The sequence below is a fragment of the Mucilaginibacter hurinus genome, from assembly GCF_003324525.1.
GTDB lineage: Bacteria > Bacteroidota > Bacteroidia > Sphingobacteriales > Sphingobacteriaceae > Mucilaginibacter > Mucilaginibacter hurinus.
This window is the reverse complement of the sequence record NZ_QGDC01000032.1, coordinates 1-237: the sequence shown is the minus strand read 5'-3', so window position 1 is coordinate 237 and position 237 is coordinate 1. Positions and strand designations below refer to the sequence as shown.

Below are 237 nucleotides of genomic sequence, written 5' to 3'. Positions count from 1 at the left end.
TGTAAAGGTCAGATAATTCGGCAATGGAATTAGCTTTAACAAATAAAGCTATAGTTATGCGCAACAATAATAATGACCTTACATTAAAACGTAATTATCTAAGTAAATATCGTTTTCTTATTAGTGAGTATGAGCAGGTAAAGCGAGGAGAGCACCCTACTTTTAGGTTTGCCAAAGATTTCTATTCAGCACATGATACTGATCCGAGGAGCTTTCTGAAGTATTATAATCGCTTTA

General features: G+C 33.8%; 1 protein-coding gene. It reads left to right on the top strand.

Annotation, left to right across the window (positions count from 1 at the left end; genetic code table 11):
- Nucleotides 1-23: 23 nt before the first annotated feature.
- A partial coding sequence (locus DJ568_RS17505) for a hypothetical protein (protein WP_233496718.1) occupies nucleotides 24-237 on the top strand: 214 nt, incomplete at its 3' end.